Raw genomic sequence first — 23,459 nt, 5'->3', positions numbered from 1 at the left:
CACCCGTCATGACAACCTTCCCGTTGTGATCACACGTACTGCCGGATCCTGGCGCGCCGGTGATGAACCCAGTAGCATTCAAGCGAAATCCGGGCGGTTTATCAACACACATGTAGTTCAGGAGGAGCTGTGGGTCAAGAATTCACCGAAGCCACGGACCGGGCAATCTCCATTCTTCGGGAGAACCGGTACGTGACGCTGGCCACGGTGGACGCCGCAGGACCCTGGGCAGCCGCCCTGGCCTTCGCCCCGGCCGCGCCCGGCTACCTCTACTTCGCCTCCCAGAACGACTCCCGGCACGGCCTGGCCATCGCGGGCGACGCGCGGGTGGCCGGGGTCATCTACAACTCCACGATCACCTCCGATGAGGCCGACGGCGTCCAGTTCAGCGGCACCGCGACCGCCATCGAAGACGATGACCAGCAGATTCTGCTCTTCCTCAAGCGCACCGGCGACCTGCTGATCGACCCGCTGGAGGAGGAGTTCGCCTTCTTCAAGCAGGCCGAGGGCCTCACCCTGTACCGGATCACGGTGGAGGCGGCCTACGTGCTGGACCAGAAGCGCTACCTGGAGGAAGCGGTTGACGCGCGCGAGGAGGTCAACGTGAGCCGGCTCTTCGCCGAGACCGAGGCGCGCTATGCCGAGTGAGCCCGGCACACTACTCGTCCGGACCTCAAAAAAAATTGATGTCGATCCGGCAGAATGGGCGAAACTAACTCTGCCGGAACCACCCCGCTCGGCGCCGTACCTGGATCTGCTGAGTCGGCTGGAGATCGACGGGGACCTCCGCTTCTTCACCGCCGAACGCGATGGCAGGCTGATCGCCGCCGCGTTCGGCGCCTTCATGCGTTATCCGGTGTGGAAAAATATCAAGATCCCGTTGTTCCTCGCCGGTTCACCGGCCAACCTGGGCTGCGGTTTCCTGTTCCGCGACGAGTCCGTGGTGGCCGAGACCCTGCCCCTGCTTTCCGCCGCGATGACCACCGAGGCGAAGGCACTGGGCGCCAAGGTCCTGCTGATGCGCGACTTCTGGGACCCGGGTCCGGAGGCGGCGTTCGCGCCGCGGTTCGCCGAGCTGGGTTTCCGCCGGGTGGCGCAGTTCCCGGACGCGGTGCTGGACGTGCCGTGGACCGAGGTGGACGGCTGGCTGGCCTCGCTGCCAGCCAAGGCGCGCAAGACCGCCAAGCGGGACGCGCGCCGGGTGGAGGCCGCCGGGTTCCGGTTCGAGGTGCACCGCGGCCGGCCGGGTCCGAAGCTGGCCGGGGACATGGAACGGCTGTGGCTCAACCTGTTCCACAAGTACAACGACCCGGACCAGATCCTGCTGCCCGGCGAGTACTTCCGCGAGGTGCCCGCACTGGCCGAGAGCGTGCTGCTGCTGACCTGGCAGGGCGATGACCTGGTGTGCTTCGACATGCTGCAGGAACGCGGTCAGCTGCTGGAGTCCACCTACAGCGGCGCGGACTACGAGCGGATCGGCAGCACCCCGGTGCACCGGTTCATGGGGCACCAGATCATCCGGCACGCCATCGAGGGCGGCTTCACCCTGATCGACTTCGGCCTGTCCAACGAGGCGGCCAAGCTCAAGATGGGCTGTCACCTGCGAGTGGCCTGGGGCTACAGCAAACCGCTGTCCCCCTTCGCCAGGCTGTCCCGGCTGGACAAGCTGGTCTTCCCCGACCAGGACCCGATCGCGGACCTGCGGAAGGAAATGGCCAAGCAGCAGCAGGCCGACGAAGACTGATTCCGTTCCCACCACAGCGAAAGAGGCGGTCCCCGGCGGGACCGCCTCTTTCGTGTCTGTCCGGACTCAGAAGTCGTGCTTGGCCTTCAGCTCGGCCAGCGTGCTCAGGAAGTACTCAAGCTGCTCTTCGGTGTGGTCGTTGTTGATGATCAGGCGCATGACCGCCTGGTTGCGCTTGACCGCGGGGAACATGAACATCGGGATGAGGAAACCCTTCTCGATGAAGGCGTCCTTCACCAGGTCCGCGGTCTCGTCCTTGCCGATCAGCACCGAGGTGATGTAGCTGGGCGTCTCGAACGGCGGCGCGCCGATCTCGGTCAGCCGGGCGCGGAAGCGCTCCACCCTGGCCAGGTAGTTGTCCACAATGGACGGATCGCTGTCCAGGGTGCGGATCAGCAGGCCCACGGTGGCCGCGGTCGGCGGCTGCATGGCCGCGGTGAACATCGAGGTGCCCGAGGTGATCTCGAAGGCGTTGATGGCATCGGCCGGTCCGGCGATGGCCCCGCCCTCGATGCCGATGGCCTTGGAGAAGGACATCATCACGAAGGTGGCCCGCCGCATCGCGGCGAACTCCTCGGCGAAGGGCCGGTTCTCCGGGCCGTAGAGCATGAAGCCGTTGGCGTCGTCGACGAAGCTGAGCGCGCCGTACTTCTCGCAGATGTCGATCAGCTCGTTCATCGGCGCGATGCTGCCGTCAGCGGAGTAGACGCTCTCGATGACCACGACGACCTTGGGCGAGCTGACCCGCTTGAGCACCTTCTCCAGGTCCTCCGGCGAGTTGTGCCGGAAGGTGTGCAGCCGCTTGCCGTGCTCCAGGTGCTCGGCGGCCTTGAGCAGGCTCCAGTGCGAATGCCGGTCCATGATCACGACCGCGTCGGAGTTGTCGCACTTCATGCCGGCGCCCCAGTCGATGTACTTCGTCATCGCATTGAGGAATCCGAAGTTCGCCAGCAGACCGGTGGCGAAAGAAATCGCGCGCTCTTTGCCGGTGACCCGGCAAATTTCCTGTTCCATTTCCAGGTGCGGGCGGCTGATCCCCTGGGTCATTCGGGATCCGCCGGTGGTCAGCCCGTGTTCCCTCGACGCGGAAACAAAGTGCTCCAGCACGTCAGGGCGCTGGTGCAGGTTGAGGAAGTTGATGCTCGCGAAGTTCACGAGCTCCCGGCCGTTCTGGACAATGGTCGGGCCGACCGCACCGTCCACCACGGGAGGATCGACCTTCGCGTTGACGGACTCGGCCGCGGAAAGCAGCTCGGCGAAGGGCCAATTAGCGGTCGGCGCGAGGGCTGTCGTCATGTTTTTCTACTCCTGCGCATAGAGCCGGGGACTCGTCTGGGTTGTGGCGATATTCAGTAAACCCAGACCGGTGAGCCGCAGACCACGAAGAAGTGCAGGTGACCGATTACGTGGCTAATACTGCCGGTTGAGTCCTCCGGTTAACCAAGGAGTTTTTTCGGTTGACCCCGTCACCAGCGGCTTTGTCGCCACCGGGACGGCAGATCTGAAGTTGTGGCTGGCGTCGTTCTGCCCGGAATCTAACCGCTCCCGCTCCGCCGGGCTAGGCCGAACGAACGAACCGGCGGCAAAGACTTTGCATCGTCTGGACCCCTGCCGAAGCAGTGCCGCACCGGGTAGTTTTCGCCGTCATGAGGCTGTTCGCCCTGATGGGGCTCTGTGCCACCGCCGCGCTGACCCTCGCCGCGGCGGTGCCCGCCGCCGCCGCGCCCGCCGGGGTGACCTCGGCCACCACCCTGTCCTGGGAACTCCAGCCCACCGGCACCGACGCGCGGTTCCGCGGCCTGGCCGCGGTGAACCGGCAGGTCGCTTGGCTGGGCGGCAGCAAGGGCACCGTGCTGCGCACCACCGACGGCGGCAAGAGCTGGCAGAACGTGAGCCCGCCCGGCGCGAGCGCCTTGCAGTTCCGCGATATCGAGGCTTTTGACGCCCGCACCGCGGTGGCGCTGACCATCGGCGAGGGCGAGGACTCCCGGATCTACCGGACCGGCGACGGCGGCCGGACCTGGACCGAGTCCTTCCGCAACACCGACCCGAAGGCCTTCTACGACTGCGTGGCCTTCTTCGACCGGCGCAACGGCCTGGCCATGAGCGATCCGGTGGACGGCAAGATCAGGGTGCTGTCAACGCAGGACGGCGGCCGGTCCTGGACCGTGCTGCCCAGCGCGGGCATGCCTGCCGCGCTGCCCGGCGAGGCAGGCTTCGCCGCCAGCGGCCAGTGCCTGGTGACCTCGGGCCCGCGCGATGCCTGGATCGCCACCGGCGGCGGCGCCAAGGCCAGGGTCTTCCACACCGCCGACCGCGGCCGCACCTGGACGGTCAGCGAGACCCCGCTGGCCAGCAAGCCGAGCGCGGGCGTGTTCGCGCTGGCCTTCCGGGACAGGCACACCGGCATCGCCATCGGCGGCGACTTCGAGCAGCCGGACACCGCCAAGGACGCGCTGGCCCGCACCGGTGACGGCGGCCGGGGCTGGCAGGTCCCGCCGCAGGCCCCCGGCGGCTACCGCTCCGGCGCGACCTGGCTGCCGTACTCCCTCGGCGGCGTGCTCGCGGTGGGCCCCTCGGGCAGTGATCTCAGCCTTGACGGCGGCAGGCACTGGAAGCAGTTCGACGCGGGCAGCTTCGACACCGTCACCTGCACCCCGGACCTGTCCTGCTGGGCCGCCGGGGAGAAAGGCCGGGTCGCGAGGTTGCGGCTGGGCTGAGTCACTGCCAGGGTCCGCGGCGTGGCCACGCCCTCACATCAGCCGGTGACAGCAACATCACACTCGGTTCATCCGCTGGTGAGCCCGGTGCCCACCGAGCGGCGGGAGATGCCGCACCCCTCGGTCTGGCATGGTGAGGACGTGGCCACTGAGGAACCCGGCGTGTGCCCGCGCCTACACGGCGCGGAGTTCGACGCCAACCCGTACCCGGCCTATGACTGGTTGCGCCGGAACTCACCGGTGCACCGCATCGACATGCCCGGCGGGGCCTGGGCCTGGCTGGTCACCCGGTACGACGACGCACTGGAAGCGCTGGCCCACCCGAAGCTGCACAAGAGCCCGGCCAAGGCCAACGTGGTGTGGCAGCGCTCCGGCATGGGCCTGCCCTTCGACCACCGGCCGACGCTGGCCCGCAACATGCTCAACGCGGACCCGCCGGATCACGCCCGGCAGCGCCAGGCGGTCAGCGCGTTGTTCAGCGCGCAGCGGATGGAACGGCTGCGCGAACGCTGCCGCCGGATCACCGAGCAGGCCATCGCAGGCTTCGCGCCCGCGGGCCGGGCGGACCTGATCGCCGACCTGGCCTACCCGTTGCCGGTCACCATCATCTGCGACCTGCTGGGCATGCCCCAGGAGGACCGGGCCAACTACCACCGCTGGGCCGCGGTGATCGACTCCTCCGAGGTCGCCGCGATCGACGAGGTCTGGGGCGTCACCGACTCGCTGGAGCGCTACGTCCTCGGCCTGATCGCGAGCAAACGCGAGCACCCGGCCGATGACCTGGTGAGCGCGCTGGTGGAGTTGCAGGACAAGAAGGTGCTCAGCGCCGACGAGGTCAGCTCGATGGTCTTCCTGCTGCTGATCGCAGGCCACGAGACCATGGTCGCCCTGATCGGCAACGGCCTGCTCACCCTGCTGCGCAACCCCAAGTACGCCGAACTGGCCCGCACCGACTCCAGCACGCTGAGCGCGATCATCGAAGAGGTGCTGCGCTACGCGGGCCCGGTCCGCAACGCCACCTGGCGCTTCGCCATCGAGCCGGTCACCATCGGCGGCCAGCTCGTGCAGACCGGCGAACCCGTGCTGGTGTCCCTGCTCTCGGCCAACCACGACCCCGAGGTCTTCGACTCGCCCGCCGAGTTCGACCCGTACCGCCGCGCCCAGCACCACCTGGCCTTCGGCCACGGCCCGCACGTGTGCGTCGGCCAGTCCATGTCCCGGGTGCTGGGTGAGGTGGCGATCGGGATGGTGCTGCGGTACCTGCCGGATCTGCGCCTGGCGGTCCCGGCGGAGAAATTGAGCTGGTGGCCGAGTGCGATCATGCGCGGGGTATACGAACTCCCGGTGGAGTTCACACCACGAAAGATGTAATTTCTCTAGAGTTTAGCGATACGTCTTTTGGGTGACCCGAAAGACGATTACCCAGCACCATCGGAACCACTGCCTACCCTATCACCTGTGGCAATTTGCCCGGGGGACGGGGGAAATTCGATGGCAGTTCCACGCGATACGAAGGTGTCGATCGACTTCGGCGGAGGCGACCGGTTCGTGGTCGAGGTCGCGCAGCTAGACGGGCTGATCAGGGGCCTCGCCGAGGCCAGGGACGCGATCAAGAAGGTCAACGACGACACCAAGTTGACCCGGCAAATGGCGATCGCACCCAGCCAGGATCCGTACAGCCCCGATGCCATACAAAAGATCGTTGAGCGGACTGTCGAGCTGACGCCAGGCAGCCATTCTTCCGCCAATCTTGCCTACCAGGCTGCGGTGCAAAGCGTGCTGGACAAGCTCATCGCGGCGCAGCGGCAATACCTGGGCGCCGAGGGCGTCAACCAGTCCACCATCAAGGGCAAGGGATGATCGTGGCTGCCAACCGACTCCACCACCTCCTCGCGGCCGGGCTCTGCGCCACGCTGGTGCTCACCGGGTGTGCCGGCGCACCGGGCACACCGACCGCCGCCACCACCTCGAGCAGCACGAACACGAACGGCGCACCGGCGCTGACCCAGCCCGAACTCGACGTCGCACCGTTCGTGGCCAATCCCTGCGGCCTGCTCGACGAACCCAAGCTGAACCAGCTCGGCATCACCGTCACCGGCAAGCCAGACGAGGGTCCGCTCGGCAAGAACTGCCGCTGGATCGCCACCGACACCGCGGCCAGGATCGACTTCTCACTCCACATCAACACCCAGCTCGGCGGCCTCGACCAGCTCTACGGCCGCAAGAACACTTTCCCGCTGTGGCAACCGGTGGAGGTCTCCGGATACCCGGCGGTGATCGCCGATGACGACGACCAGCAGTCCGGCGAGTGCCAGGTCACCATGGCGGTGTCCAACACCGTCCTGCTCCCGGTCGGCTTGCAGCTCAAGAGCGGGGTGGACAAGCCAGCGGACTTCACCAACCCCTGCCCGCGCGGGGTCAAGATCCTTGAGCAGGTCATCCACACGTTGCAGGGCGGCCGCTGATGCCGTTGCCACTGCTGCTCATCGCCGCCGGGGCGACCGCGGGCGGACTGACCGCGGCCGGCTTCCTCACCTCCGACACCCCGCGCCCGGAAGGCCACGCCGGAGACCGGATCTACAAGTGGTTCCACGAGGAAGCCAAGACGCCCTCGGCCGGGCTGGTCCCGATCGAGCGGATCTGGACCAAGGCGGCCGGTGACTACGGGCTGATCCGGGACCAGATCGAGAAGGTGATCACGGCCTCGCACGGGGTCTGGCAGGGGGCGGCGGCGGAGGCGGCGCGGCGGCAGCTCAGCCCGCTGGCCGGGTATGCCGAGGCGGCCGGGGGCCTGGCCAAGCGGACGGCCGAGGCGGTCGCCCAGCAGACCGCGGACTGGTACGGCTGCAAGAACCAGCTCAAACCGGTGCCTGCCGATCCGCCGCAGAACAACCTGCTGAACAAGGTGACCCCGTTCAGCACCGATCTGGACCGGGAGATCGAGCGGTTCCGCGCCGACACCGGGGACAACCAGCGGGTGCTCGCCGGGTATGGCGTGCGCAAGGAGGACAACGTCACCCGGCTGCCGAGCTGGACCGCCCCGCAGGCAGCCGGCGGTGAGGTGTCGGTGGTCGAACCCGGTGGTGGCGGGGGCTTCGACAACCGGGACCGGGGCCGGGACGGTGGGCGCGGCACGGGTCGCGGGACCGGTGGCGGGCAACCGGGCGGTGGTCACGGCGGCACTGGCACCGGGACTGGCGGCGGCACCGATGGTGGTGGCACGGGGGGCGGCGGGACTGGCGGCGACCCTGTTGGGGTGCCCGGTGGGCAGGTGACCGGGCCGCCGAATCGGGATGGCACCGGGTTGGCGGGCTGGGCCGAGCCGCCGCCGGGCACTGCCGCCGGTGGCGGGAGCGGTGCTCACGGCCTCGGCGCGGGTGGCTCGGCCGGTGCATCCGTCGGTGGGTCTGGCGGCTTCGGCGGGGCCACCGGGTTCGGCCCCGGGGTGGGATTCGGGCCGGGCGGCAGTGCCGGGGTTGGCCGGGCGAGCAGCGGCGGGGCCAGTCCGGCCAGTGGTGCCGCGCGGCCGGGTGCGCCGGGTCTGAGCGGGGTGCCGGTCGGTGGCGCCGGGGCACGCGGGGACGAGGACGCGGAGCACGAGCGGCCCTCGTACCTGCTGGAGACCGAGGACGTCTTCGGGGACACCCGGTACGCCGCGCCGCCGGTGATCGGCGAGTAGGCCAGAACGTGACAGAACCCGCTCACCACCTGGGGGTCGTGGTGAGCGGGTTCCGGGGCGGGTCGGTCAGACGACCGTGACCTGCACCTCGATGTTGCCACGAGTGGCGTTGGAGTAGGGGCAGACCTGGTGAGCCTTGGCCACGAGGTCCTCGGCGACTGCCCTTTCGACCCCGGGGACGGTGACCGCGAGGGCCACGGTCAGCTGGAAGCCGCCCTCGGCGCGCGGGCCGATGCCGACCTTGGCGTTGACCTCGGAGCCGTCGACCGGGGTCTTGTTGTTGCGGGCCACCAGCTGCAGGGCGCCGTTGAAGCAGGCCGCGTAGCCCGCGGCGAAGAGCTGTTCCGGGTTGGTGCCGTCGCCGCCCGCGCCGCCCAGTTCCTTGGGCACCGCCAGGCTCTCGTCCAGCACGCCGTCGGAGGAGACGATCTCGCCGCCCCGGCCGCTGCCGGTCGCGGTCGCCTCTGCGGTGTAGAGCACGCTCATCACTGGCCTTCTTTCTGTCGTACTGCCGTCATCGAGTCGTTCAGCCGCCGCAGCCGCGTGTGCAGCTCGGTCAGCTCGTCAAGGGGCAGGCCCATACCGCAGGTCAGCCGTTCCGGGATGTCCAGCGCCCTCGCCCGGAGGTCGCGGCCCGTCTCGGTCGGCTCGACCAGGACGCTGCGTTCGTCCTCTTCGCTGCGCCGCCGCCGGAGCAGGCCTGCCGACTCCATCCGCTTGAGCAGCGGGGAGAGCGTGCCGGAGTCCAGATGCAGCGCGTCGCCGAGGTCCTTCACCGACACCGGGCCGCGTTCCCAGAGCACCAGCAACACCAGGTACTGCGGGTAGGTCAGGCCCAGTTCGTCCAGCATCGGGCGGTACAGGGCGGTGACCGCCCTGGAGGCGGCGTAGAGCGAGAAGCACAACTGGGAGTCCAGGATCAGCTCCGGTCCCGCCTGCTTCGTCATCCCGCTCACCTCGTCCCGTCGTCGTTCTACCGAGAACAGTAGCGCACAACTGAGTTGTACACAACCTAGTTGCTAAATCGATCGCCCCCCGGAGTCGTCCACGGCTACCTTCACCCACAGCACCCGGCCCGGCCATCTGAGCGCCCGGCCGCGGGATCACCTCTGGGGAATCTCATGAACTTCGAAAACTCTCATTCCGATGTGCTCGTGGTCGGCGCCGGACCGGTCGGTCTGCTGCTGGCCGCCGAGCTGCGCCTGGGCGGCGCGTCCGTCCTGATCCTGGACCGGCTCACCGAGCCCAGCGCCTTCTCCAAGGCCTTCGGCCTGGGCGGGCGCACCCTCGACCTGTTCGACCAGCGCGGGCTACTCGACCGGCTGCCCGCCGACGCGCACCGCTGGCAAGCCGGACACTTCGGCGGCCTGCCCACCTGGCTGACCTACGACCGGCTGCCCACCGCGCACCCCTACGCCGTCCGGATCGCCCAGCACGAGACCGAACGGATCCTCGCCGAGCACGTCACCGAACTGGGTTGCGAACTACGCCGCGGCCACGAAGTCACCGCGCTGCACCAGGATCCGGACGGGGTCACCGCCACAGTAGACAGTCCACAAGGGACATACACGGTCCGCTCGGCCTACCTCGCCGGCTGCGACGGCGGCCGCAGCACGATCCGCAAACTCGCCGGGATCGACTTCCCCGGCAGCACCGGGGAGACCGCCAGCCTGCTCGGTGACGTGGTGCTCACCGAGGAACCGCGCACCGGGCTGACCCGCACCGGCACCGGCACCGTCTTCGTCGGCCCGCTCGGCGACGGCCTGCACCGGGTGGTGCCCACCCGCTTCGACCAGCCACCGCCCGAAGGCGATGCGGAACCCACCCTGGACGAACTGCGGGAGGCCCTGCGCGCGGTGCTCGGCACCGATCTCGGCGCGCACTCGCCGCGCTGGCTGTCCCGGTTGCGGCACAACAGCCGGATCGCCGCGACCTACCGCAGTGGCCGGGTGCTGCTGGCGGGCGATGCCGCGCACGTGCACGCGCCCATCGGCGGCCAGGGCCTGAACCTGGGCTTCGGGGACGCGCTGAACCTGGGCTGGAAACTGCTCGCCGCGCTGCGCGGCCGGGATGACCTGCTCGACACCTACGAACAGGAACGCCGTCCTGCCGCGGCGAGCGTGCTGGCCAACACCCGCGCCCAGTTCGCGCTGAACCGGCCGGGTGAGCAGGTCAGCGCACTGCGTGACCTGCTGGACAGCCTGCTGGACATCCCGGAGGTCAACGACCGGCTGGCCGCGATCACCACCAGCACCACGCTGAGCTACGACCTGCCCGGCGAGCACCCGCTCACCGGCACCTTCCTCGCCGACCTGCCACTGGAAGTCGACGGTCGGCCGACCCGGCTGGCCGAACTGCTCCGGACCGGTCAGGGCGTGCTGCTCAACTTCACCGACAAGCCGATCGAGGCCGAGGGTGTGCCCGTGGTCGTCGCGAAGACCGGGCAGCCACCGGCGCCCGCGCTGTTGATCAGGCCGGACGGGCACATCGCGTGGGCCGCCGGTCCCGAAGGAACCGACGGCCCAGGCGAAGCGATGCAGCGGTGGTTCAGCTAGCTCAGTCGTCCTGGCCCTTGGTGATCCGGGCCAGCCGGCGCGGGGTGGGCCACCGGACCTGGGTGGCCCAGCCCAGCTTCTCGAAGATCCAGATCACTCGCGCCGAGATGTCGACCTGACCGCGCAGCACGCCGTGGCGGGCGCATGTCGGGTCGGCGTGGTGCAGGTTGTGCCAGGACTCACCGAAGCTCAGGATCGCCAGCGGCCAGAAGTTCGCGGCCTTGTCCTTGGACTTGAACGGGCGGTCGCCGATCATGTGGCAGATCGAGTTCACCGACCAGGTGATGTGGTGCAGGAAGCTGACCCGGACGAAACCGGCCCAGAACAGCGCGGTCAGCGCGCCCCACCAGGACCAGGTGATCAGGCCGCCGAGAATGCCGGGCAGGATGAAGCTGAGCGTGGTGATCGGCACCAGCAGCTTGTCCACCGCGCGGATGTTCTTGTCCGCCATCAGGTCCGGCGCGAACCGGTCCAGGTTGGTCTTCTCCCGCTCGAACATCCAGCCCATGTGCGCGTGCCAGAAACCCTTGGCCAGGGCCAGCGGGGAGTCACCGTAGAGCCACGGGGAGTGCGGGTCGCCCTCCTTGTCGGAGAAGGCGTGGTGGCGGCGGTGGTCGGCCACCCAGTCGGTCGGCGAACCCTGCACGGCCATGGTGCCTGCCACCGCGAGGCCCACTCGCAGGGCCGGGCTGGCCCGGAACGAACCGTGGGTGAACAACCGGTGGAAGCCGACGGTGACGCCGAGTCCGCTGATCGCGTAGAAGCCGAGCGCCAGACCGATGTCCAGCCAGCTCAGGCCCCAGCCCCAGGCCAGCGGCACGGCCGCGATCAGGGCGAGGAACGGGAGGATGACGAAAATCTTGACGCCCAGGTACGAGGCGGCAGAGCGTTCGCCGTCGAGCATCGGTTTGGGCCCACCAGGCTGCACCGGGGTTTCAAGAGTCGCTGTCACGAGGCCGACGCTAGGTGCGGTTTCTGGGCAAAGCGAGGTCTGCGGCGAAAGAGGGGAGGTAACTCCCCCATGAAAGAAATGCCACCACTACCTTCGGCTCCAGCTTTCGGGCGCGCGGGCGCGCGTAGGGGCGCTCGCTCTTAGTCTGATCGCATGACAGTGCGCGCGGCCCTGGTGGGCTATGGACTGGGCGGCTCGGCCTTCCACGCCCCCTTCCTCGACAGCACCCCCGGCCTGCGACTGGCCGCGGTGGTCACCGGCAACCCGGAGCGGCAGCGGGCCGTGCTGGACCGGTACCCGGACACCGAGATCATCCGCGGCCTGGACGACCTGCTGGTACGCGCCGACGAGTTCGACCTCGCGGTGATCTCCACGCCGAACCGGGAGCACTACGCCAACGCCTCGGCCGCGCTGCGGCACGGGCTGCCGGTGGTGGTGGACAAGCCGTTCTCGGCCACCGCCGCCGACGCCCGCGCGCTGGCCGATCTGGCCGCCGGGCGGGGTTTGCTCGCCGCGCCGTTCCACAACCGGCGCTACGACGGGGATTTCCTTACCGTGCGCCGACTTCTTTCCGAGGGAGCAATCGGAAATCCGACCCGGTTCGAATCCCGGTTCGAGCGCTGGCGGCCGGATCCCAGCACCAGCTGGAAAGCGTGGAAGGAAAGCGCGGACCCGGCCGACGCCGGTGGCATCACGCACGACCTGGGCAGTCACCTGATCGACCAGGCGGTGGCGTTGTTCGGCCGGCCGGTGCACGTCTACGCCGAGATCGGCGTCCGGCGGGCCGGCGCGGTGGCCGATGACGACGCCTTCGTCGCGCTCACCCACCACGACGGCGTGCGCTCCCAGCTCTGGATGAGCGCGCTGGCCGCCGATCTCGGACCGCGGTTCCGGCTGCTCGGCGACGGCGGCGCCTACGTCAAGCACGGCATGGACCCGCAAGAGGACCTGCTCAAGCAGGGCGCGGTGCCCGGCGGACCCGGCTGGGGCGAGGAGGCGGAGGATGCCTGGGGCCGGGTGGGTTCGGTCGGCGAGTTCCGGCCGGTGCGCACCGAAGCGGGCGGATACCAGCACTACTACGCGGGCATCGTCAAGGCGCTCACGCAGGGCGCGCCACCACCGGTGACCGCGCTGGACGGAGTGACCACCGCGGAGATCATCGAGGCCGCCTACGCCTCCAGCCGCACCGGCCAGGTGGTCGAGCTGTAGCTCAGCCTGAGCGCAGCAGGGCGTTGAGCGCCTGCACCGAACGGCGGGCCTGGGCGGCCGGGACCCGGCTGTAGGCCAGCACCAGCCCGGTCCGCCGCGGCTCGCCGTGCCAGTACGGCTCCAGGCCCTCCAGCGCGATCCCGCGCCGGGCCCCGCGCTGGACCAGTTCCCGTTCCAGGGCAAGACCTTCGGGCAGCTCCAGCACCGCGTGCAGACCAGCCGAGATGCCGGTCAGACCGGCGCCCACGGGCAGTTCGGCCAGGGTGGCCACCAGGTGCTCGCGGCGACGGCGGTAGGCGGTGCGGGTACGCCGGATGTGCGCGTCGAACCGGCCGCTGGTGATCAGCTCGGCCAGCCCGAGCTGATCCAGCGCGGGCACGGTCTGGTAGGTCAGCACGTCCACCACCGGGTCCACCAGCTGAGCGGGCAGCGCCAGCCAGCCCAGCCGCATGCCGGGGGCGAGCAGCTTCGAGGTGGTGCCGCCGTAGATCACCCGGGACGGGTCCAGCTCGTGCAGCGCGCCCACCGGCTGCCGGTCGAAGCGGTACTCCCCGTCGTAGTCATCCTCGATCACATACCCGTCCACCCGACGGGCCCAGTCCACGATCTGCTTGCGCCGCAACGGACTCAGCGTGTAGCCGAGCGGGTACTGGTGGGCCGGGGTGACCAGCGCGGCGCGGCCGGTCAGCTCGCCGACCGCCAGGCCCTCGGCGTCCACCGGGGTCGGCCGGATGCCCAGCCCGGCCTTGGTCACCACATCGCGGTGCCGGTACAGGCAGGGCTCCTCCATGTGCAGCTCGGTGATGCCCAGCCGCTGGAAGGTCTCGCACAGCACCCGCAATGCTGGCGAGAACCCACTGCAGATCACGATCCGCTCCGGCGGGCAGAGCACCTTGCGCGCACGGGCCAGGTAGCCGGACAGCGCGGTGCGCAACTCGATCCGGCCCCGCTGGTCGCCGTAGCCGAAGGCCGAGGACGGGGCACTGCGCAACACCGTGCGCAACGCGGCCAGCCAGGAACTGCCGGGGAACAGCGAGGCGTCCGGCTCGCCGGGACGGAAATCCCAGCGCGCGCCCTGCTCGGCCGGGCGGTGCGCGCTCGGCGGGTCCAGCGCGGGGGCGGCGGCCACCACGGTCGGCGCGCCCTGGCGGCTGCGGAACCAGCCCTCGGCGGTGAGCTGGGCGTAGGCCTCCACCACGGTGCCCCTGGCCACGCCGAGCTGGGCGGCCAGCACCCTGGTCGAGGGCAGCGGGTCACCAGGGCGCAGCCTGCCGTCCCTGATCGCCCCGCGCAGCGCCCGCTCGATGGCGGCATGCCGGGTCAGACCGGGTTCCAGGTCCAGATACAGCTCGGCCACTGGTCCAGATTACTTGGCTCGCACTGGTCCAGTTTTCTGGACCAGTTCCGCCTAGGCTGGGTCTCGTGAGCAACAACCGAGCACTCTTCGCGAAGTCCTGGCCCGCCGGCTACAAGGCCATGCTGGCCTTCAACCAGACCGTGGCCGACTCCGGCCTGGACAAGATCCTGGCCGAACTGATCAAGATCCGCGCCTCGCAGCTCAACGGGTGCGCGTTCTGCCTGGACATGCACGTGCGGGACGCGGTCAAGCTGGGCGAGAGCCAGCAGCGACTCGGCCTGATCGCCGCCTGGCGGGAGGCCGCCGGGGTGTTCACCGAGGCCGAGCGGGCCGCGCTGGCGCTGACCGAGGCGGTCACCGGCATCAACCACGGCGGGGTGCCCCAGGACGTCTACGCCGCGGCCCTCGACGCCTTCGGCGAGGAGACCCTGGCCAAGGTGGTCTACGCCATCGTCACCATCAACGCCTGGAACATGCTCAACGTGACCCAGGAACTGCCGTTCAAGGTCGAGCACGCGCATGGGTGATCTCACCGCGCAGGCCGCCGAGCTGAAGTCGCGGCACGTTCCCGGGCGGCCGTTGGTGCTGCCCAACGCCTGGGACGCGGCCACCGCGCGACTGGTGCACAAGCTGGGTTTCCCGGTGGTCGCGACCTCCAGCTACGCCGTGGCCGCGGCCGCCGGGTACCCCGATGACAACTCGATGCCCGCCGAGGTCGCCTTCGCCAGGGTCGCCGCCATCGCCGCGGCCACCCCGGCCCCGGTGACCGCGGACCTGGAGGCCGGTTACGGCCTCTCCGCCAAGGAGTTCACCACCGCGCTGCACGGCGCGGGCGCGGTCGGCTGCAACCTGGAGGACAGCGACCACCGGGGCGGCCTCAAGGCCATCGAGGAGCAGGCCGCCTGGCTGTCCGCGCTGAAGGCCTCGACCGGACAACCGTTTGTGCTCAACGCGCGGATCGACTGCTTCATCCTGGATGCCGGTGCGCCGCAACGGGATCTGGCCGAGGCGATCGAACGCGGCCGGGCCTACCTGGCCGCGGGCGCGGACTGCGTGTACCCGATCGGCCTGCGGGATCCGGTGCGGATCAAGGAGTTCACCGCCGCGGTGGGCGGTCCGGTGAACGTGCACTACCACTTCGACGGCCCGGCCGTGCCGGAGCTGGCCGCGCTCGGCGTGGCCCGGATCTCGCTGGGCGCCGGGCTGTTCGCGGTGGCACAGCGCGCAATCAAGGACGCGGTGGCGACCCTGGGTGACTACTCGTCCACTGTGGACTGAAGTCGAGGCACGATCCGGTGGTCCCGCTGACGGAGCGGCGTTTCGCCCCTTCCGGCGCGGGACCATCGACGCATGCCCCTCCCCACCTTTCTGCCCCTGCTGGCCGCCGCCGGCCTGCTGACCCCCGGCCTGCTCACCCCGCCGCCGGAGAGCGTGCTCGAACTGACCGTGGAGAACGTCGGCGCGGCCAACCTGCCGGACGCGGTCACGCTGACCTGCGGCCCCGACGAGGGCGACCATCCCACGCCCGGACTCGCCTGCACCGAACTCACCAGGGTGGGCGGGGACGTGCGCCAGGTCGGCGATCACGAGACCGCCTGCACCGACCACATCGAGAACCCGAAGCGGGCCACCGCACGCGGGCACTGGCGCGGCCAGGCGGTCGACGTGGAGCTGTACTTCGGCAATCCCTGTGAGTTCGCGACCCGTGCGGGACACGTGTTCCGCATCAACGGAGAGTGAACATCCACGACCGGGTGTCACGCGATCCGGCGGACCCGGCAGCGCAGACCTCGGCCCCCGCGTGCGGCTCCGGTAAACCGGTTCGCACTATGCGTACCTCACACCTACTCGCCAGCACGGCGCTGACCGCAGCCGCGCTGTTCGCGATGACCCCCGCCGCCACCGCGGCGTCCACCTCCGGACTCGATGTTTCGGCGATGACGCTGTCGGTGTCCTACGGCGAAACCGATTCCCTGGTCCCGGACGAGTCCGCGATCCTGGCCTGCAACCCGGCGCTCGGCACGCACCCGAGCCCGACCAGGGCCTGCCGTTCGCTGGCTCGCGCGAACGGCGACATCGCCCGGCTCGCGCCGAAGGACGGCTACGCCTGCACGCTCGACTACCAGCCGCGCTCGGTGTCGGTGAAGGGCACCTACCGCGGCAAGGAGCTGGACTGGCAGGGCCGATTCCCCAACACCTGCACCATGCTCGCCGAGACCGGCGACCTGTTCACCTTCGCCGGCGGTCCTGCCCTGCCGTTGCCGTAGTACTCAGAACTAGTTAGCCCACAGAGCTAACTGCGCGCGCGGGCGGCTCACCTGTACTGCGAGCAGGTGAGCCGCTCGCACCTGTGTCCGGCCCCTGCTGCCGGACACCCATCCCCCGGCCCCTGCTGCCGGAGGAAGTTGGACGGGGCGCCCCGATCGCCCCGCACTCCTAACTAATCATCCAGGGCTGAAGCTACGCTGAGAAATAGCTGTCAAGAACCCGTCCCTCGGCGGACAGGCTCGTCGCCTGTCCCCGCCTTCCGGGTCTCCCACTAGGGTTGCTGCTGCCGCCCTGACTGGCTGCCAGGGTGGGCGCTGCGTCTGGACGCATAACTTCGCCCCAGCGCACAACACCGCGAGTGGCGATGTTGCGCGCCGCGTTGTGGTCGGCGTGCCCAACGAAGCCACACCGGCCACAGACAAACAACGCTTGCGAGCGTCGGCTTTTCTTGTCGATATGCCCGCACCGGTTGCAGGTCTGCGACGTGTAGGCCGGATCGACCTGCACGAACGCGACCCCGGACCGGGCGGCCTTGTACTGGAGGTACTGGCCAAGCTGAGCAAAGGCCCAGGCATGCAGCGTGGCCCGTTGGGGCTTGCGAAGCCGTACCCGTCCGCGGATTCCCGTCAGGTCTTCGACGGCGATACCGCGCTCGGTGCGTTGTGCCTCGGCCACGATGCGTTTGCTGATCCGGTGGTTCACGTCGGCGGCGAACCGGGCTTCCCTGCGGCGGCGTTTCTTGAGCAGACGCCGGGCAGAGGAGGTCTTCTTGACCTGTAGGCGCTGCCGGAGCCGCCGCTGCCGTGCGCGGTACCGGTTGAGGTGCGAGCCGCAGGACCGGTGACCATCGCTGGTGGTGGCGATGTTGATAATCCCGAGGTCGACGCCGAGGAACCCGTCCGGTTCCCGTAACGGCGCTTCCTGAACGTCGATGGCCGCGTGCAGAAACCACATGCCGTCACGGCAGATCAGGTCGGTCTCGCCGATGGTCCCGCCCCGCAGGAGAACCAGCTGTGCGGGACTGCCCACCAGCCGCAGATCGCGGACCCGACCGGCGACCGTCCAGATCGACACCGTGCCCGCACAACCGTGCTCGGGCAGCTGCCAGGACAGGCAGCGAGCATCGAAGGGTTGTGCCGCGTCCGAACGGAATCGAACCGGTTTGTCCGCAACCTTCCGGCGACGCGCTGAACCAGTTGGCCCGTAGTTTCCTGCCCGCAGGTTTGCCCGCACCGTGGCGTAGGCTTCGGCGACCTTGCCGATGACCCTGACCGTGGGCTGCGCCGACAGACCAAACCAGTCCCGCAGTCCGCGGTACCAGCGTTTCTGCGCATCGATCTTGTGCCACACCCGGTCACGATGCATCTGTTCGGATAACCAGGTCGCGGCCACGTTGCAGGTGTGCAGCGTTGCCAACAGAGCCGACGCCTGTTCCGGTGTCGGCAGCAACCTGACCTTCACCACCTGCCGCACAACAGCCATTCTTCCACTGGCCCCTGTCACCACAGTGAACCCGGCATCGGTTCGTTATCCGGGTAAGCCCCAGGGGGCGGCCGGTGTGTTCGGGGTCACCGGCCCGATGCGCAGATCCGGGCGGATGCCTTTGCGGTGCACCAGGACCTCCTCGCCCGCGCGCAGGAACAGCTCGATCTTCCCCTCACCCAGGTCCTGCCAGCGTTTCGGCAGGCCCCACCGGTCCCGCACGCTGATCTCACCCTCGATGCCCGGTCGCAGCACGCACGGGGCGCCGGCCTCGCTGCGCAGCCGCACCCATTGGGTGGCGCCGCCGGATCGCTTGGCGGACAGCAGGAACGCGCCCTCGGTGCGGAACTCGTGCAGCACTGCCTCGCGCCAGCTCGCGGGCACCGCGGGGAACACCCGGATCACCCCGCCCCAGCTCTGGCACAGCATGTCGTGCAGGGACTGGGCCGCGGACAGCGGGGTTTCGATCACCGGCCCGGATTCCTGGTACATGGTGTTCGGTTTGACGAAGCGGCGCAGCAGCTCACCGAGGTAGAACTCGGCCTTGTCGCCGCGGCCCATCTGCGCGGAGATCGCGGCCGCGCCGGTGAAGCTGTAGCCCTGCAGCGCGCCCTCGAAGCTGATCCAGTGCTCCAGGGAGGTCTCGATGAGCTTGCGGTGCTCGGGCTGTTCCCAGGTGATCTCGTAGAGCGGGTAGACCTGCAGCAGGTGTGAGTAGTGCCGGTGCGATTTCGCGAACGGCGCGCCCGCGCCGATCATGTAGCCGTTGGCGTCCACCGGGTAGCCGGTGAGTTTGTCCAGCACCTCGCGCCAGCGCCCGGTCATCGGATCGGCCACCCGCAGGATCTTCGCCGCTTCGAGGAGGGTCTTGCAGCCCCAGCGCAGCAGGGCCAGGTCGTAGGTGCAGTCCGGCGCGTTGATCCCGTACTCGGGTGAGAAGGTGAACGGCAGATGCAGTCTGCCGTCCGGGCCGGTGCTGAGGAAGTGCAGGTAGTAGCGGATCGCGCCGCGCAGCAACGGGAAGAGCACCTCGCGCAACAGGTGCTCGTCCATGGTGTGCCGGTAGGACAACCACACGTTGTGCAGGGCCCACACCAGGTTGCCGACCTCCGGGGTCGGTTCGGCCTTGCCGGGGACGCCGATGCCGTAGCCCGCGGTGCCGGTGCCGGATCCGTTGCGCAGGAACATGTCCGTGGTGCGCGGCAGGCCGTAGCTGCCGTCCCGGTAGGCCGCGTCCACCTGTTCGCGCAGTGCGTCCCGGTGCCGGTCCAGGCTGCGGGTGACCGCGTCCAGCTCCAGGTGGTTGGAGCCGTGGATGAGCCAGTACTCCAGCTGCACGTTGAGGTTCCACCAGGTGGCAGGCCACGGGGTGGGTTCGAGCCAGGGCCCGGTGGTGGCCATCACCGGGGCGTCCGCACGGGCCGCGGAAGCGATCTTGTAGAGCTGGATCCAGTAGAAGCTCTGCAGCCTGCCGTCCGGCACGGACAGGAAGCTCTTCCGGTAGTAGTCGTTCCACCAGCGCCGATGGCCGCGGGCGAAGGTGTCGAAGGGCTGGGTGGCGGCGGCCCGGACCGCGTGCAGGGCCTTGGCCCGCGGCGGGGTGCCGGGGTGCGCCCACGCCACGGTGGCGTACAGGGTGCGGCGGCCGCCGCGGGTGCTCTCCCGCCAGGCGGTGACGTGCCCGCCACCGGCCAGCAGCGGCTGGGCCGCGAGCCGGGTGTCCCCGTGCTGTTCCAGTTCCGGGGCCGGGTTGGGCAGGAAACCGGGCGGTGGCGGCTTGTTGAAGCGTGGGTCGGTGCGCGGGCTGATCGCGGTGGCCGGGTGGAATTTCCAGGTCAGGCCGCGCTCACCGGCACTGGGGGCCAGCTCCACCGCGAGCACCGATCGTCCACTGTGGACAATGGCGCGGAGTCCGATGGTGCCCGCCGCGGTGGTGATGGTGCCGCGCAGTTCGGCGTTGTTCAGGTCCAGCCGCCAGTCCACGCCGGTGATCGCGCCGACGGGGGTGAGCGCGAGATGGCCGATCGGGATCCGGGCCAGGCCGAACAGCGCGCCGAACTCGGGACGGTGATCCTGCACCTCGGAGTGCTGCACGTTGAACCGGATGCTGTTGCCGCCGGGCGGGGCGTAGATGCCGGAGCCGAGGAACCCGTTGCCCAGGAAGGGGCCCTCGGCCCAGGTCGCCGGGAGCTTGCGCCAGATCAGGTCGCTGGAGGCGAGGAAGTCGGTCCAGCCGCGGTCGCCGAGGCCGTCGACCCAGCCGCCCCCTGCCGAGCCGCTGCCCACGGCTTCGACGGGGGCGGCCGGGTCTTCAGCGCCGGCCAGCGCCGCGGGTGCTGCCACCGCACCCGCCACTCCGGCCAGCGCGCCACCCAGTAATCCGCGTCGGGTCAGTTCGCCCGCACCGTCCATCCCAGCACCCCTCTGTGCGATGGGTAAGCGCATTCATCCGACCTATCCGGTCGAAACTAGGAACGAAAAGGTTACCCAGTCAAGGGTAAACCTGCGAAAACACCGACCTTTGGCCAGGTTTTTGGGTCCATTCACTGAATGCCCCCCGCCGAACGGACCCTGCCTGCCGCCCACGTGCTGCTCCTAGCGTCGGAGTCCTCATGCCCCCTGCACATGAGGTGGAAGGAACACCCGATGAAGCTCACCCGCTTGCTCGCACTCGGCGCCTGCGCCGCCGCCCTGGCCGCGATCCCGGTCGGCGCGGCCACCGCCAGTCCGACCCAGGAGGTGTCCGCGCAGCAGACCGCTGACTACTGGACACCAGAGCGGATCAAGGACGCGGTGAACAACCCCATGCCGCTGCCCGGCCCGGACATGAGCAGCACCGGCGGCCTGTCCGCCGCCGCGCCGCAGGCCACCATCCAGCCGGTGCCCGGCCCGTACACCACGGAGAAGATGCGCAGCCAGGGCAGGCTGCTGTTCACCACCGGCGGCCGCAACTCCAGCTGCTCGGCGACCTCGGTGGTGGCGGCCAACAAGAACCTGGTGTGGACCGCGGCGCACTGCCTGCAGTACGGCGGCAACACCTCGGCGAACGTGAGCTTCCTGCCCGCGTTCCTGAACAACGCCCGCCCGTACGGCACCTGGCCGGCCACCAAGCTGCACATCCCGGCCCGGTGGACCTCCAGCTCGCAGCGTGACTTCGCCTACGACTACGCGGCCTTCTCGGTGGCCTCGCAGAACGGCAAGTCGCTGACCGACACCGTCGGCGCGAAGAGCATCGTGTTCAGCGACAAGCGTGCCCAGCAGTCCACCCTCTACGGCTACCCGGCCGAGTCCCCCTACACCGGTCAGCAGAGCTACAACTGCAGTGGCCAGGCCCGCGTGCAGACCTTTGACGCGACGCTGGCCTGCAACGGCATCGGCGGCCAGAGCGGTGGCGCCTGGCTGAACGCCAGCGACCAGATCTGGGCGGTCAACAGCCGCTCCGACCGGCGCACCACCACCTGGGGCACCCTGTTCGACGCCAACGCGAAGACCTTCTACACCCAGGTCCAGGCCTGAGCTGAGCAGTAGCCGGGCGGTGTGCCCGTTGCCCTGGCACACCGCCCGGCTCCGCCCCCCTCGCGCCCCACCCGGCTACGCCACCCCGCCCCCCGGGCGGCGCGGCGAGCTTCACCATCTCGCATCCCGCTCGGGCCGAACACCTCGTTCTAGGGTGTTGCGGTGACCTCGCGACGGTGGCCTGGATTTGTCTACGACGCCGGTGACGAGCCTGATCCGCGGTTCACCCTGGCCAATGAGCGGACCTTCCTGGCCTGGATCCGCACCGCGCTCGGCCTGATGGCGGGCGGAGTGGCGGTGGAGGCGCTCGGTTATCCCGGGCACGGCGCGCTGCGCGCCGTGCTGGCGGTGTCGCTGCTGCTCTCGGGCGTGCTGTGCGCGGGCACCGCGTTCTTCCGCTGGGCCGCCGCTGAACGCGCCATGCGACTGGGTCAGCCGTTGCCGGGACCGTTCCTGTTGCCGGTGCTCGGCGCGGTGCTGGTGCTGGCCGGACTGCTCGCGGTGCTCATGGTGCTGCTGTGATCGACCCCGGCCTGCAGCCCGAGCGGACCGTGCTGGCCTGGCGGCGCACCCTGCTGGCCTTCCTCGGCGCGGCCCTGGTGCTGTTGCGGCTGGCCGCGCACCGCAGTCCGTTGCTGGCCGCCGGGATCGTGCTGGTGGCCGGGCCGGTGGCGGCGCTGGTGAGCCTGGACCTGCGGCGGCGGTACCGCCGCGTCCGCGCCGACCTGCCCGGTTCGGCCAGTCGGTGGGACGGGCGGCTGCCGCTGTGGACCAGCCTGTTCGCCGGGCTGCTCGGGCTCGGCGCGCTGCTGTACGTGCTCAGCGCCCCGCGATGACCTCCAGGTTCGGCACCAGCTCGGCCGGGCTGGGCTGGGCGGCGATCTCCGCCCGCACCTCGGCCACCGCGGCCTTCAGCTTCTCCTCGTGCAGCAGCCCGTCGATCTGCTCGGCGGTCACCTGCCCGCCCATCGCGGCGTAGCCGACACCCCGCTGGACCACCAGGTCGGCGTTGATGAACTGGTCCGCGCCGTAGGGCGAGAGCAGCTGCGGGATCCCGGCGACCAGCGCGGTCAGCGTGCTGCCCGAGCCGCCGTGGTGGATCGCGGCGTCGCAGTAGGCCAGCAGCGAGTTCAGCGGCAGGTAGCCGATCACCCTGGCGTGCGGCGGCAACGCCAGCCCGGACAGGTCCCACGGACCGGCGGCCAGCACCAGTTCGGCGCCGCTGTCCTCGGCCGCGTCCAGGATCCGCTGCCACGGGCTCAGCTCGGCCCCGCCCTGGTCGATGGTGCCCATGGTGACCAGGATCCGCGGCCGTTCGCGCGGCGCCGCCAGCCAGTCCGGCAGCACCGCGCCGCCGTTGTAGGGCACGTACCGGGTGCTGATGCCCTTGAGTCCGCCGTGCATGCTCGGCGGGGCCAGGTCCAGCGCGGTCTCCGGGGTGGCCAGCGGCTCGGTGACGTGCCGGTGGATCTCCTCGATCAGGCCGTGCCCGCCGCTGAAGCCGAACCCGTGCGCCACACAGGGAATGCCGAGCCGGGCGGCGATGATCGGGCCGGTGGTGTCGCACAGCTCGTAGACCACCAGGTCCGGCCGCCACTGCTCGGCGTGCGCCAGTGCCCCGGCCAGCATCAGCTCGCCCATGGTGGCGAACATCCGGCCTGCCTCGCCCACCAGATCCGGCGGCTCGGCGCCGGGCCCGGGCTTGGTGTGGGCGTCGAAACGCAGGCCCAGCGCGGCTTTGAGGTCCACGCCGGGCGCGGCGTCGACCACGGTCAGGCCCGCGTTCGCGGCCGCGGTGGCGGCGGAGTCCGCGGTGGCCAGCCGGACCTCGTGGCCGGCCGCCCGCAGCGCCCAGGCAGTGGAGATCATCGGGAACAGGTGGCCGAGACCAGGGGTGCTGGTGAGCAGAACGCGCATGCCCACCAACCTACTCAAGTTTGAGCAATGGCCGCCAGTGCCAGACCGGCCATCGAGCTG

Annotated in this window: 24 protein-coding genes; 16 read left to right on the top strand and 8 right to left on the bottom strand. The window is 69.8% G+C overall.

Annotated features, from left to right (window positions below):
• Positions 1-129: 129 nt before the first annotated feature.
• Together ACTOWY_RS30040 and ACTOWY_RS30035 are read left to right on the top strand one after the other, a co-directional pair.
• Positions 130-648: a pyridoxamine 5'-phosphate oxidase family protein gene (locus tag ACTOWY_RS30040; protein WP_247764155.1), complete on the top strand. Its 519-nt coding sequence runs from the start codon at positions 130-132 to the stop codon at positions 646-648.
• Positions 638-1,744, top strand: coding sequence for a GNAT family N-acetyltransferase (locus ACTOWY_RS30035; RefSeq protein ID WP_441312966.1), 1,107 nt, complete (start codon positions 638-640; stop codon positions 1,742-1,744). Before ACTOWY_RS30040 ends, ACTOWY_RS30035 begins: the two co-directional genes overlap by 11 nt.
• Before the next feature lie 66 nt (positions 1,745-1,810).
• Here the strand turns inward: ACTOWY_RS30035 and ACTOWY_RS30030 are convergent, their stop codons facing one another.
• Positions 1,811-3,040, bottom strand: coding sequence for an aminotransferase class I/II-fold pyridoxal phosphate-dependent enzyme (locus ACTOWY_RS30030; RefSeq protein WP_441312965.1), 1,230 nt, complete (start codon positions 3,038-3,040; stop codon positions 1,811-1,813).
• 350 nt (positions 3,041-3,390) lie between these two features.
• Here ACTOWY_RS30030 and ACTOWY_RS30025 point away from each other — a divergent pair, with 350 nt between their 5' ends.
• The 5 genes from ACTOWY_RS30025 to ACTOWY_RS30005 all read left to right on the top strand — a co-directional run bounded on the left by ACTOWY_RS30025 (position 3,391) and on the right by ACTOWY_RS30005 (position 8,143).
• Positions 3,391-4,464, top strand: coding sequence for a WD40/YVTN/BNR-like repeat-containing protein (locus ACTOWY_RS30025; protein ID WP_441312964.1), 1,074 nt, complete (start codon positions 3,391-3,393; stop codon positions 4,462-4,464).
• Positions 4,465-4,542: 78 nt separating this feature from the next.
• Complete coding sequence (locus tag ACTOWY_RS30020; RefSeq protein WP_441312963.1) at positions 4,543-5,835, top strand: cytochrome P450 family protein; 1,293 nt, start codon at positions 4,543-4,545, stop codon at positions 5,833-5,835.
• 144 nt (positions 5,836-5,979) lie between these two features.
• Complete coding sequence (locus tag ACTOWY_RS30015) at positions 5,980-6,324, top strand: hypothetical protein (RefSeq protein ID WP_441312962.1); 345 nt, start codon at positions 5,980-5,982, stop codon at positions 6,322-6,324.
• A gap of 2 nt (positions 6,325-6,326) precedes the next feature.
• On the top strand, positions 6,327-6,929 hold the full coding sequence (locus ACTOWY_RS30010; protein ID WP_441312961.1) for a DUF3558 domain-containing protein: 603 nt from the start codon (positions 6,327-6,329) through the stop codon (positions 6,927-6,929).
• Entirely contained in the window at positions 6,929-8,143 is a 1,215-nt protein-coding gene (locus tag ACTOWY_RS30005; RefSeq protein ID WP_441312960.1) for a hypothetical protein, read from the top strand. Before ACTOWY_RS30010 ends, ACTOWY_RS30005 begins: the two co-directional genes overlap by 1 nt.
• Positions 8,144-8,209: 66 nt before the next feature.
• On the opposite strand, the gene ACTOWY_RS30000 is transcribed toward ACTOWY_RS30005, so the two are convergent.
• Both ACTOWY_RS30000 and ACTOWY_RS29995 read right to left on the bottom strand, forming a co-directional pair.
• Positions 8,210-8,629, bottom strand: a complete 420-nt coding sequence (locus ACTOWY_RS30000) for an organic hydroperoxide resistance protein (RefSeq protein WP_441312959.1) — start codon at positions 8,627-8,629, stop codon at positions 8,210-8,212.
• On the bottom strand, positions 8,629-9,090 hold the full coding sequence (locus tag ACTOWY_RS29995) for a MarR family winged helix-turn-helix transcriptional regulator (protein WP_441312958.1): 462 nt from the start codon (positions 9,088-9,090) through the stop codon (positions 8,629-8,631). Before ACTOWY_RS29995 ends, ACTOWY_RS30000 begins: the two co-directional genes overlap by 1 nt.
• A 174-nt stretch (positions 9,091-9,264) precedes the next feature.
• Between ACTOWY_RS29995 and ACTOWY_RS29990 the strand changes: the two genes are divergently transcribed.
• Positions 9,265-10,698 carry an FAD-dependent monooxygenase gene (locus ACTOWY_RS29990; protein ID WP_441312957.1) on the top strand — a complete coding sequence of 478 codons (1,434 nt, stop codon included), beginning with the start codon at positions 9,265-9,267 and terminating at the stop codon, positions 10,696-10,698.
• Position 10,699: 1 nt separating this feature from the next.
• On the opposite strand, the gene ACTOWY_RS29985 is transcribed toward ACTOWY_RS29990, so the two are convergent.
• Positions 10,700-11,650, bottom strand: coding sequence for an acyl-CoA desaturase (locus ACTOWY_RS29985; RefSeq protein WP_441312956.1), 951 nt, complete (start codon positions 11,648-11,650; stop codon positions 10,700-10,702).
• A 153-nt stretch (positions 11,651-11,803) separates the two neighbouring features.
• Between ACTOWY_RS29985 and ACTOWY_RS29980 the strand changes: the two genes are divergently transcribed.
• On the top strand, positions 11,804-12,859 hold the full coding sequence (locus tag ACTOWY_RS29980; protein ID WP_441312955.1) for a Gfo/Idh/MocA family oxidoreductase: 1,056 nt from the start codon (positions 11,804-11,806) through the stop codon (positions 12,857-12,859).
• Between the two features lies 1 nt (position 12,860).
• On the opposite strand, the gene pdxR is transcribed toward ACTOWY_RS29980, so the two are convergent.
• On the bottom strand, positions 12,861-14,216 hold the full coding sequence (gene pdxR, locus ACTOWY_RS29975; RefSeq protein ID WP_441312954.1) for a MocR-like pyridoxine biosynthesis transcription factor PdxR: 1,356 nt from the start codon (positions 14,214-14,216) through the stop codon (positions 12,861-12,863).
• 65 nt (positions 14,217-14,281) lie between these two features.
• Here pdxR and ACTOWY_RS29970 point away from each other — a divergent pair, with 65 nt between their 5' ends.
• The 4 genes from ACTOWY_RS29970 (at position 14,282) to ACTOWY_RS29955 (ending at position 16,483) form a co-directional block, all read left to right on the top strand.
• The gene (locus ACTOWY_RS29970) at positions 14,282-14,743 is read left to right on the top strand and encodes a carboxymuconolactone decarboxylase family protein (RefSeq protein WP_441312953.1); all 462 of its coding nucleotides are present in this window, start codon (positions 14,282-14,284) and stop codon (positions 14,741-14,743) included.
• Complete coding sequence (locus ACTOWY_RS29965) at positions 14,736-15,494, top strand: isocitrate lyase/PEP mutase family protein (RefSeq protein ID WP_441312952.1); 759 nt, start codon at positions 14,736-14,738, stop codon at positions 15,492-15,494. Before ACTOWY_RS29970 ends, ACTOWY_RS29965 begins: the two co-directional genes overlap by 8 nt.
• A 72-nt stretch (positions 15,495-15,566) precedes the next feature.
• Positions 15,567-15,956 (top strand): SSI family serine proteinase inhibitor, encoded by a 390-nt coding sequence (locus ACTOWY_RS29960; RefSeq protein WP_441312951.1) that lies wholly within the window; start codon positions 15,567-15,569, stop codon positions 15,954-15,956.
• Positions 15,957-16,045: 89 nt separating this feature from the next.
• Positions 16,046-16,483 carry an SSI family serine proteinase inhibitor gene (locus tag ACTOWY_RS29955; RefSeq protein WP_441312950.1) on the top strand — a complete coding sequence of 146 codons (438 nt, stop codon included), beginning with the start codon at positions 16,046-16,048 and terminating at the stop codon, positions 16,481-16,483.
• Positions 16,484-16,676: 193 nt separating this feature from the next.
• Here the strand turns inward: ACTOWY_RS29955 and ACTOWY_RS29950 are convergent, their stop codons facing one another.
• Both ACTOWY_RS29950 and ACTOWY_RS29945 read right to left on the bottom strand, forming a co-directional pair.
• The gene (locus tag ACTOWY_RS29950) at positions 16,677-17,957 is read right to left on the bottom strand and encodes an RNA-guided endonuclease InsQ/TnpB family protein (protein ID WP_441312949.1); all 1,281 of its coding nucleotides are present in this window, start codon (positions 17,955-17,957) and stop codon (positions 16,677-16,679) included.
• Positions 17,958-18,011: 54 nt separating this feature from the next.
• Positions 18,012-20,378 (bottom strand): glycosyl hydrolase family 95 catalytic domain-containing protein, encoded by a 2,367-nt coding sequence (locus ACTOWY_RS29945; protein ID WP_441312948.1) that lies wholly within the window; start codon positions 20,376-20,378, stop codon positions 18,012-18,014.
• A gap of 234 nt (positions 20,379-20,612) precedes the next feature.
• Between ACTOWY_RS29945 and ACTOWY_RS29940 the strand changes: the two genes are divergently transcribed.
• The 3 genes from ACTOWY_RS29940 to ACTOWY_RS29930 all read left to right on the top strand — a co-directional run bounded on the left by ACTOWY_RS29940 (position 20,613) and on the right by ACTOWY_RS29930 (position 22,318).
• The gene (locus ACTOWY_RS29940; RefSeq protein ID WP_441312947.1) at positions 20,613-21,482 is read left to right on the top strand and encodes a trypsin-like serine peptidase; all 870 of its coding nucleotides are present in this window, start codon (positions 20,613-20,615) and stop codon (positions 21,480-21,482) included.
• Positions 21,483-21,644: 162 nt separating this feature from the next.
• Positions 21,645-22,004, top strand: coding sequence for a YidH family protein (locus ACTOWY_RS29935; protein WP_441312946.1), 360 nt, complete (start codon positions 21,645-21,647; stop codon positions 22,002-22,004).
• A complete protein-coding gene (locus ACTOWY_RS29930) occupies positions 22,001-22,318 on the top strand; it encodes a DUF202 domain-containing protein (protein ID WP_185001815.1) in 318 nt (105 codons plus the stop codon). The genes ACTOWY_RS29935 and ACTOWY_RS29930 overlap by 4 nt, the downstream gene beginning before the upstream one ends.
• Here the strand turns inward: ACTOWY_RS29930 and ACTOWY_RS29925 are convergent.
• Positions 22,302-23,399 (bottom strand): glycosyltransferase, encoded by a 1,098-nt coding sequence (locus ACTOWY_RS29925; protein WP_441312945.1) that lies wholly within the window; start codon positions 23,397-23,399, stop codon positions 22,302-22,304. The genes ACTOWY_RS29930 and ACTOWY_RS29925 overlap by 17 nt on opposite strands.
• Between the last annotated feature and the right edge of the window lie 60 nt (positions 23,400-23,459).

Source organism: Crossiella sp. CA198, from assembly GCF_052078295.1.
Taxonomy (GTDB): domain Bacteria; phylum Actinomycetota; class Actinomycetes; order Mycobacteriales; family Pseudonocardiaceae; genus Crossiella.
Note: the sequence above shows the minus strand (reverse complement) of the source record. Positions and strands in the feature narration are given on the sequence as shown.

Coding starts and splice junctions, on each gene's coding strand:
- ACTOWY_RS30025 (WP_441312964.1), top strand. CDS start 3,391: ATGAGGCTGTTCGCCCTGATGGGGCTCTGTGCCACCGCCGCGCTGACC.
- ACTOWY_RS29940 (WP_441312947.1), top strand. CDS start 20,613: ATGAAGCTCACCCGCTTGCTCGCACTCGGCGCCTGCGCCGCCGCCCTG.
- ACTOWY_RS30030 (WP_441312965.1), bottom strand. CDS start 3,040: ATGACGACAGCCCTCGCGCCGACCGCTAATTGGCCCTTCGCCGAGCTG.
- ACTOWY_RS30000 (WP_441312959.1), bottom strand. CDS start 8,629: ATGAGCGTGCTCTACACCGCAGAGGCGACCGCGACCGGCAGCGGCCGG.
- ACTOWY_RS29955 (WP_441312950.1), top strand. CDS start 16,046: ATGCGTACCTCACACCTACTCGCCAGCACGGCGCTGACCGCAGCCGCG.
- ACTOWY_RS29960 (WP_441312951.1), top strand. CDS start 15,567: ATGCCCCTCCCCACCTTTCTGCCCCTGCTGGCCGCCGCCGGCCTGCTG.
- ACTOWY_RS29945 (WP_441312948.1), bottom strand. CDS start 20,378: ATGGACGGTGCGGGCGAACTGACCCGACGCGGATTACTGGGTGGCGCG.
- ACTOWY_RS29990 (WP_441312957.1), top strand. CDS start 9,265: ATGAACTTCGAAAACTCTCATTCCGATGTGCTCGTGGTCGGCGCCGGA.
- ACTOWY_RS29980 (WP_441312955.1), top strand. CDS start 11,804: ATGACAGTGCGCGCGGCCCTGGTGGGCTATGGACTGGGCGGCTCGGCC.
- ACTOWY_RS30035 (WP_441312966.1), top strand. CDS start 638: ATGCCGAGTGAGCCCGGCACACTACTCGTCCGGACCTCAAAAAAAATT.
- ACTOWY_RS29995 (WP_441312958.1), bottom strand. CDS start 9,090: ATGACGAAGCAGGCGGGACCGGAGCTGATCCTGGACTCCCAGTTGTGC.
- ACTOWY_RS30005 (WP_441312960.1), top strand. CDS start 6,929: ATGCCGTTGCCACTGCTGCTCATCGCCGCCGGGGCGACCGCGGGCGGA.
- ACTOWY_RS29965 (WP_441312952.1), top strand. CDS start 14,736: ATGGGTGATCTCACCGCGCAGGCCGCCGAGCTGAAGTCGCGGCACGTT.
- ACTOWY_RS29925 (WP_441312945.1), bottom strand. CDS start 23,399: ATGCGCGTTCTGCTCACCAGCACCCCTGGTCTCGGCCACCTGTTCCCG.